Origin of the sequence: Dactylosporangium sp. NPDC000244 (genome assembly GCF_040300725.1) — a bacterium.
Lineage (GTDB): Bacteria > Actinomycetota > Actinomycetes > Mycobacteriales > Micromonosporaceae > Dactylosporangium.
On sequence record NZ_JBEPEH010000017.1, the window covers coordinates 238,062 to 245,936 of the forward strand.

Below are 7,875 nucleotides of genomic sequence, written 5' to 3' on the forward strand. Positions count from 1 at the left end.
CCCCTACGTACTGATCGGATCTGTCCCTTTCATCGGCAGACCGGAGTCCGTCTGTAGGCGGGCCGCCTCAACCAGTACCGCGGCATCAGCGGCCTCGGGCAGCCCATCAGTATCGCCGGGCGCCGCGATCACGCCCGCGGCGAAGCGCGTGCCGAGCCACGCCGCGCCGCGGGGGCCGATGTTGCACAAACGCGCAGCTAGGTATGCACCAGCGAACGCGTCTCCACCCCCAACCGGATCCACAACGCGCACTGCGGCTGTCGGCATGTGCACCGGGCCGTCGGCGCTCGCGTACCAGCACCCGGCCGCCCCGGCCTTCAGCACCACCTCGCGCACCCCGGCCGCCGCGGCCCGCCGGAACACCTCGTGCGGCTCCTCGGTGCCCAGCAGCGGCCCGGCCTCATCGATTCCGAGCAGCAGAAACGCGGTCACCGGCAGCAACTCTCGCAACAGATCCGTCACCGGCGGCAGTCCTGGGCGCAGGTTCGGATCCAGAGCCAGTCGTACTCCCGGCGCCCGGCCCAGCCGCGCCACCGCCCGCCGGGGTCCGTCTCCCAGCGCGGCGGTGAGTCCGGACACCGCGATGATCGCGGGTTGCGCGTTCAGTGCGCGTTCGGCGTCGTTTTCGTCCATCGCGGACGCGGCCGAACCGGCGCGGTAGTAATAGACGCGACGGGCGCCGTCGTCGCGCACGTCCTTGACGAAGACACCGGTCGGCCGCCCGGCGTCGACCGCGACGAGCCCGGTTTCGACCCCGAGCGCGGCCGCGGCCGCGAGTACCCGCTCCCCGAACGGGTCGGCCCCGACCCGGCTGCAGAACGCCGCGCGCACACCGGCCCGCCGCGCGGCCGCGAGCAGGTTGAGTTCGGCCCCGGCCACGTGGACCGTCGTCGTCGCGCATGACGACAGCGACTCGCCGCTCGCGGGCTGGAAGAGCACCATCGCCTCGCCGAGCCCGACGACGACAGGCCCGCGCGGAAGAGCCCCAAGCCCGCCAGGACCATTGGCCCCGGTGCCTGCGGTGCCTGCGGTGCCTGCGGTGCCTGCGGTGCCTGCGGTGCTTGCGGTGCTTGCGGTGCCTGCGGTGCCTGCGGTGCTTGCGGTGCCTGCGGTGCCTGCGGTGCCTGCGGTGCCTGCGGTGCCTGCGGTGCTTGCGGTGCCCGTGCTGCTTGCGGTGCCTGCGGTGCCTGCGGTGCTTGCGGTGCCCGTGCTGCTTGCGGTGCCTGCGGTGCTCGTGCTGCTTGCGGTGCCCGCGCCGCCCGTGCTGCTTGCGGTGCCCGCGCGGCCAGGGCTGCCGCCCGTGGCCAGAGCACCGCGAACAGCGCCGGTCTCCCCGGGCCGCGGCCCGGCCGCATTCGGCTCGCGGGTCACAGGCCCAGGTCCGTGAGGATGTCGTCCAGCGCCGCGAGGGTCGCCGGGTCGGCGTCGGTCGCGGGGGAGCGCACCGCCGCCGAGGTGATCACGCCGCGGCGGAGCAGGACGTGTTTGTGGATCGACCACGCGATGCCCGGCTGCAGGCCGAACCGGATCAGCGGCAGCAGACGGTTGAAGGCGGCGCGGGCGGCCGGGGCGTCGCCGGACGTGAAGGTGGCCAGGACCGGGGCGAGGAGGTCCGGGAACTCGCTCGCGGGCATCGTGCCCACGGCGCCGCGTGCATATTCCTCCAGTACGAACAGTGCGTTTTGACCACCCAGCACCAGGAAGTCATCGGCGGTCGCGTCCACCACGCTGCCGAGCTTCGGGGCCGTCGGCTGGGTCTCGATCTTCACCGAGGTGACGCCGTCGAGCTTGGAGAGCTCGACGATCAGCGGTACCGGCAGATTCACCCCGGTGGACGCCGGCGCGTCCTGGACCATCACCGGCAGTCCGCCCTCGCTGGCCACGGTGCCGTAGAAGTCGACGATCTGGCTGGGGGAGGGCTTCACCATGTACGGCGGGATCACCATGCCGACGCTGGCCCCGGCCTCGGCCGCGGCGCGGGACTGCGCGATCGCGTCGGTGGTGCCGGTCGCCGAGATGCCGGCGATGACGGGGGTGGTGTCGGGGAGCTCGGACAGTACCGCCGCCAAAATCTGCTGCCGCTCCGCCGCGCTCAGGGAGAAGCCCTCGCTCGCGAAGCCGAACACGGCCACTCCGTCAACGCCGGCGGACACGGAGAACGCAATCAGACGGCGCAGACTGTCCACATCGAGCGCGCCGCCGGGCTGGAACGGCGTGGCGAGCACCGGAATGAGGCCACGGACATCGGACGAGCGGGTCACTGATCCTCCACGAGAGCACTGATGTCGACGTCGACCCCGAGTCCGGGGGCCGTCGGGAGCGGGAACGAGCCGGGGCCGCCGGCGAGCGGGGCGGTCAGGATGCGGTTCGCGACGGGGAATGGGCCGGGCTGGAACTCGAAGGCCGGCATCGCCTCGATCGCGGCGGCCACGTGCAGGCCCGCGGCCAGGACCACGCCGAGCCCGACCGAGTGATGCGGCGCGACCGGCACGTGGAAGGCCGCGGCGACCTCGGCGATCGCCATCGCCTCGGTGATGCCGGTCCGGCCGATGTCCGGTTGTGCAAGGTCGAGTGCTCGATTCTGCAGCCAGAGCCGGAATTCGTACCGATGTCGCAACGCCTCACCGACCGCCACCGGCGTGGTCAGAGCGGCCGCGAGTTCGCGGTGGGCCTCGAGGTCCTCCGGGACCAGCGGCGCCTCGAGGAACCAGGCCCCCCGCTCGTCCAGGGCGCGCCCGAGTCGCAGGGCATCGGCCAGGTCGTACGCCCAGTGCGCGTCCACGGCGACCGTCATCCCGGTGGCGGCCACGGCGTCGTAGGTGGCGAGATCGCGCTCGACCCCGTGTCCGAGGTGCAGCTTCACGCGAGTTGCGCCCTGTGCAAGCCAGTTGCGGGCGAGCGCGGCCCGGGCCTCGTCGTCCGGCACCGGAAGGCCTGACACGTACGTCGGGACGGTGTCCCGGAAAGCGCCGCCGAGCAGGGCGTACACCGGCAGCCCGGCCGCCTTTCCGGCCAGGTCCCACAGCGCGATGTCCACTGCGGCGAGCGCGTCGGCCTGGTGCCCGCCGAGGTGCCCGCGCTCGCGCATGAGTCCGGACAGCCTCGCCCAGAGCGGTCGCACCGGGCGCGGGTCGGCGCCCAGCAGGACCGGGGCGAGGAGCCGGTCGACGATCGCCTGGGGTACCTCGGGGCCGACCGGAGCCAGGCACTCGCCCCACCCGATGGTCCCGTCGTCGCAGGTCAGCCGCACGATCATGGTCTCGTAGCGGTCCGAGTAGAGGCTGCGCCAGGGCGGGCGCTGATAGTACGGGCGGTCCGAGGCCTCCCGGGTGGCCGCGCCGAGGTAGACGTCCTCGCCGCGCAGCTTCACCGCCCAGGTGGCCACATCAACGATCTTCACAAGGCATCCCCACATGGCGGTTGACCGCTTGCAACATGCGGGATATCTTTCCGTATCGCGCAAGCAATTTCCAGAGTCAACCGGGAGCTCTCACGAAGGCCTCTCGGGTGAACGGGGTGTTACCCAGCAGAACCCCTCGCGAGGGTGAGCGCCACTCGGCATGACCCCTCGCGAGGGCGGGCGTTGCCCGGCCCGGAACTTCTCGTGAGCCGAGCGACGTCTGGCAGGACCTTCGCGCGAGCGGGTGCGTCCCACCGGATGCGCATGCCCGCGCGAAGACGAATGCAACCGGGCGAGACCGGCGGCGCTTGCACGAGTGAGCGTCACCGCGCACAAAGCACCGCGCCTGCGTGAGCGAGCGCAACCAAACAGATCAGCAGACCCCCGAGAGAGGGCCCGATGGCAGCGGATGCCGGAAGCAACCAGAGCGTCGACCGCGCGCTCACGGTCCTGCGGGTGTTCACCACCGGCCGGAGTGAGCTGCGCGTCTCCGACGTCGCCAAGCTCGCCGACCTCGGCCTCTCCACGGCCTCGCGGCTGCTGGGGACCCTGGAGGCGGCCGGCTTCGTCGACCGCGACCCGATCAGCGGCCTCTACCGCCTGGGCCTGGACACGGTGAGCCTCGGGGGCGCCGTGCTCAACGCCCATCCCGTGCACCGCGAGGCGCGCCAGATCGCGCAGAACCTCGCGGCCGAGGTCGGCCTCGGCGTCAACGTCGCCGTCCGCCGCGACATGCGCCTGTTCTACCTGCTCAACTTCGAGGGTCGGCAGGCCCCGCGCTCGTTCACCCTCGCCGGGCAGCACAACCCGCTGCACGCCACGGGCCTGGGCAAGGCGCTGCTCAGCGGCGTCGAGCCGGGGGAGCGCCGGGAGGTGCTCCCGGGCCCCTTCCTGATGTCGTACACCCCCAGGACCATCACCGACCATGACGCCCTCGACGCCGAGATCAAGAATTCGCTCGCGCGCGGGTACTTCTCCGAGATCGAGGAGCTGGCGCTGGGCCGGGCGTGCCTCGCCGCGCCGATCCGCGACGCGACCGGTGGCGTGGCCGCGGCCCTGTCCGTCTCCGGTCCGCTGTCGGCGATCGACCTGCCGAACCGCGAGTCCGACCTGGCCCGCAGCGTCATCGAGGCCGCGGACTCGATCAGCATCGGCCTCGGTTACGTGGGCCCCGGCCACCAGGGCGCCTTCCCCGCGAGCATGGCGCGAACGGACGACCCGCGATGAGCGAGCGTGCGAAAACTCGGCCGCCGGCGTGCCGGTGCGCGATCGGGCAAGCCGTCATGCGTGAACGCGCAGACTTCGGCCGCCGCGGGATCGGCGCACGAACGGGGGCGGCGCAATGAGCGAACGTGCAGGAACGGAGGCGGCGTGATGAGTGAACGCGCAGACTTCGGTCGCCGCGGGATCGGCGCACGAACGGGGGCGGCGCAATGAGCGAACGTGCAGGAACGGAGGCGGCGCGATGAGTGAACGTGTAGAAGCCGCGCCCGCGCAGCGGCTCGGTGAGCGCGGGCACGGGCTGAAGGACCGTACGTTCGGGCTCCTCCTCACGCTTCCGGCCCTCGCGCTGCTCGGCGCTGTGGTGTTGTATCCGCTGATCGGCGCGCTCAGCACGAGCATGTTCAAGCAGAGCCTCGTGCTCCCGGGCCGCTCGTTCGTCGGGCTCGACAACTTCACCGCGGTCCTGCACCAGAACTTCTGGCCCGTTCTCGGCCACACCATCGTGTTCACGGTCGGTTCGACGGTCGTACCGGTGGTCATCGGCCTCGCCCTGGCCCTCGCACTCAACACGCGCCTCCGCGGGCGGGCCGTGCTCCGCGGCCTGTTCCTGATGCCGTGGGTCATCCCCGGCGTGGTCGTGTCGTTCATCTGGCTCTGGATCTTCAACGCGAACTACGGCCTGCTCAACGGGCTGCTCACCACGCTGCACCTGACGGACGAACCGATCTCCTGGCTCGGCCAGCCGGGCACCGCGATGGCCGCGATCATCGTGGCCAAGAGCTGGGCGAGCTTTCCGTGGATCATGGTGATGCTGCTGGCGGGTCTGCAGACGGTGCCGTCGGCGTTGCATGAGGCCGCGGCGCTGGACGGTGCTGGTGCGGTGGCGCGGTTCTGGCATGTGACGCTGCCGCATCTGCGGGGGATTCTCGGGATCGTCGTGCTGCTCGAGGTGATCTGGAATGTGCAGCACTTCGACATGATTTATGTGCTCACCGGTGGTGGTCCGGCCGGTTCGACGACGACGTTTGCCGTTGCCGTGTACGACACCGCGTTCAAGGCCTTCGACCTCGGTAACGCGAGCGCGCTCGGTGCCCTCTGGCTGGTGCTCATCCTCGTGCTGACCGTCGTGTACGTGCGCCTGTCCGAGCGGGGGGAGCGTGCATGACCGTGCAGGAGTTCGTGTGCGAAACGCGCAAGCCGCGCACCGCGGCGGAGTCGGCGGTGAGCGGTGGCGTGCCGGAGGCGCGCAGGTCGCGCATGAGGAAAGAGCTGGAAACGCGCAAGCCGCGCGCCGCGGCGGAGTCGGCGGTGAGCGGTGGCGTGCCGGAGGCGCGCAGGTCGCGCATGAGGAAAGAGCTGGAAACGCGCAAGCCGCGCATCGTGGCGGAGTCGGCGGTGAGCGGTGGCCTGCCGGAAGCGCGCAAGCCGCGCATCGTGGCGGAGTCGGCGGTGAGCGGTGGCCTGCCGGAAGCGCGCAAGCCGCGCGCCGCGGCGGAGTCGGCGGTGAGCGGTGGCCTGCCGGAAGTGCGCAAGCCGCGCATGACGACAGGGCCGGAAACGCGCAAGCCGAGCAAACCGAGCAGGCAGCGCAACCGGCGCAGGCCGCGCGTGTCGCTGGTCGTGAGCACCGCCGCGACTGTCCAAGTCTGTTCGTTCGAGCGGAGTGAGCGCGCATGACCGTGCAGGAACTCGTCCGGACCGACCCCGCTCCGACGGTGGTGCCGGACCTGCGCAAGCCGCGCCGCCCGCGCACGCTGCTCGCCGCGACCACCGTCGCGATCATCGGCGTGTTTGCGTTCGGCCCGATCTACTGGGTGCTGGTCACGGCGCTCACCCCGACCCAGGACGTGTTCCGCTTCCCGCCGCACTTCTTCCCCGACCACATCACGTTCGAGCACTTCGGCAGCATCTTCGAGAACCCGAAGCTGCTCAAATACCTGCTGAACTCCCTGATCGTCTCGGCGATCACCGCGGTGCTGACCGTCATCGTGTCCGCCTACACGGGCTACTCCTTCGCGAAGTTCCGGTACCGCGGCCGCCGCTCGCTCATGTACCTGGTGCTCGCCTCGCAGATGTTCCCGCAGGCCCTGCTGCTCATCACGCTCTATCTGGTGTTCAGCCAGGCCGGGCTGCTCAACTCGTACCTCGCGCTGATTTTGTCCTTCACGACGTTCACGCTGCCGTTGTGTGTGTGGATGCTGAAGGGCTTCTTCGACACGATTCCGGATGAGCTGATCGAGGCCGCGAAGGTCGACGGGGCCGGGCAGGGCGCGATCATCCACCGGATTCTGCTGCCGGTGTCGCTGCCGGGGCTGGTGGCGACGGGGTTGTTCGCGTTCATCCGGGGCTGGAACGACTTCATCTTCGCGCTCACGCTTGCCGGTCCTGATAAGCAGACGTTGCCGCCGGGTCTGGTGAACACGTTCCTCGGCGAGTTCGAGACCGCCTGGCCGGACCTGATGGCCGCCTCGCTCGTCGTCTCTCTTCCCGTCGTCATCGGCTTCACCGTTCTGCAGCGCTATCTGGTCGCCGGCCTCACCGCCGGCGCCGTGAAGGGCTGAACCCGCAAGGACATCCCCCAAAAAGAGCAACGCAATCCCGTGCAGGGCTGAACCCCAAGAAGAGCAACGCAGTCCCGTGCAGGGCTGAACCCCAAGAAGAGCAGCGCGGTCCTGTGAAGGGCTGAACCCCCGAAGACATTCCGCAGCAAAGCAAACGGAGTCGCAGCGCCGTAAAGGGCTGAACCCCCAAAAGGACACCCCCAAGAAAGCAACGGAGTCGCACATGAACATCACCCGCCGCGCGCTGCTGAGCGCCATCGGCGTGTCGACGCTCGCCGCCTGCGCCCCGTCCACGCAGGCGCCCACCCCGGCCGGCACCGAGGGCCTCAAGGACGACGGGGTGAAGGAGTTCCCGCTGACGTCCTGGTCCTACAACGAGGCCGTCACGAAGCAGCCGATGCAGGACGCCATCGACAAGTACACGGCCGCGAACGCCGGGACCAAGATCACCACGCCGTCGTACCCCTACAACGACTACCTGAACCAGCTGCTCCTGCAGGTGCAGGGCGGCCAGCTCAAGGGCGCGATCCAGCTCGACGTCGCCTGGCTGGCCACGCTCGCGGCCACCGGCAAGTTGCTCGACCTCAAGAGTGTCGCGAGCGGGCTCGACTATGCCCCGGCGGCGCTCTCGCTGGGGCAGTCGAAGGGCACGCAGTACGGGCTGCCGTGGACGTTCGCGGGCATCGGTCT

At 70.4% G+C, this 7,875-nt stretch carries 8 protein-coding genes; 5 read left to right on the plus strand and 3 right to left on the minus strand.

Going from position 1 to position 7,875, the window contains the following annotated elements; all coding sequences use genetic code 11:
• Nucleotides 1-3: 3 nt before the first annotated feature.
• Genes ABT369_RS25355 through ABT369_RS25365 form a run of 3 tightly spaced genes read right to left on the minus strand, consistent with a single transcriptional unit; the run spans nt 4 to nt 3,400 of the window.
• A complete protein-coding gene (locus ABT369_RS25355; RefSeq protein WP_350615448.1) occupies nt 4-1,371 on the minus strand; it encodes a sugar kinase in 1,368 nt (455 codons plus the stop codon).
• Nucleotides 1,368-2,261: a dihydrodipicolinate synthase family protein gene (locus tag ABT369_RS25360; RefSeq protein ID WP_350615450.1), complete on the minus strand. Its 894-nt coding sequence runs from the start codon at nt 2,259-2,261 to the stop codon at nt 1,368-1,370. The genes ABT369_RS25355 and ABT369_RS25360 overlap by 4 nt, the downstream gene beginning before the upstream one ends.
• Nucleotides 2,258-3,400 (minus strand): mandelate racemase/muconate lactonizing enzyme family protein, encoded by a 1,143-nt coding sequence (locus ABT369_RS25365; protein ID WP_350615452.1) that lies wholly within the window; start codon nt 3,398-3,400, stop codon nt 2,258-2,260. The genes ABT369_RS25360 and ABT369_RS25365 overlap by 4 nt, the downstream gene beginning before the upstream one ends.
• Nucleotides 3,401-3,799: 399 nt before the next feature.
• Between ABT369_RS25365 and ABT369_RS25370 the strand changes: the two genes are divergently transcribed.
• The 5 genes from ABT369_RS25370 to ABT369_RS25390 all read left to right on the plus strand — a co-directional run.
• The gene (locus tag ABT369_RS25370; protein WP_350615453.1) at nt 3,800-4,627 is read left to right on the plus strand and encodes an IclR family transcriptional regulator; all 828 of its coding nucleotides are present in this window, start codon (nt 3,800-3,802) and stop codon (nt 4,625-4,627) included.
• Between the two features lie 238 nt (nt 4,628-4,865).
• Nucleotides 4,866-5,789, plus strand: a complete 924-nt coding sequence (locus ABT369_RS25375) for a carbohydrate ABC transporter permease (protein WP_350615455.1) — start codon at nt 4,866-4,868, stop codon at nt 5,787-5,789.
• The gene (locus ABT369_RS25380) at nt 5,786-6,301 is read left to right on the plus strand and encodes a hypothetical protein (RefSeq protein WP_350615457.1); all 516 of its coding nucleotides are present in this window, start codon (nt 5,786-5,788) and stop codon (nt 6,299-6,301) included. The genes ABT369_RS25375 and ABT369_RS25380 overlap by 4 nt, the downstream gene beginning before the upstream one ends.
• Nucleotides 6,298-7,185: a carbohydrate ABC transporter permease gene (locus ABT369_RS25385; RefSeq protein ID WP_350615458.1), complete on the plus strand. Its 888-nt coding sequence runs from the start codon at nt 6,298-6,300 to the stop codon at nt 7,183-7,185. The genes ABT369_RS25380 and ABT369_RS25385 overlap by 4 nt, the downstream gene beginning before the upstream one ends.
• A gap of 223 nt (nt 7,186-7,408) precedes the next feature.
• The coding region (locus ABT369_RS25390; protein ID WP_350615460.1) for an ABC transporter substrate-binding protein at nt 7,409-7,875 on the plus strand (467 nt) is incomplete at its 3' end.

What these genes read in the sequence shown, in the direction of transcription:
- ABT369_RS25380 (WP_350615457.1), top strand. Translation starts at nt 5,786, where the DNA reads ATGACCGTGCAGGAGTTCGTGTGCGAAACGCGCAAGCCGCGCACCGCG.
- ABT369_RS25370 (WP_350615453.1), top strand. Translation starts at nt 3,800, where the DNA reads ATGGCAGCGGATGCCGGAAGCAACCAGAGCGTCGACCGCGCGCTCACG.
- ABT369_RS25375 (WP_350615455.1), top strand. Translation starts at nt 4,866, where the DNA reads ATGAGTGAACGTGTAGAAGCCGCGCCCGCGCAGCGGCTCGGTGAGCGC.
- ABT369_RS25385 (WP_350615458.1), top strand. Translation starts at nt 6,298, where the DNA reads ATGACCGTGCAGGAACTCGTCCGGACCGACCCCGCTCCGACGGTGGTG.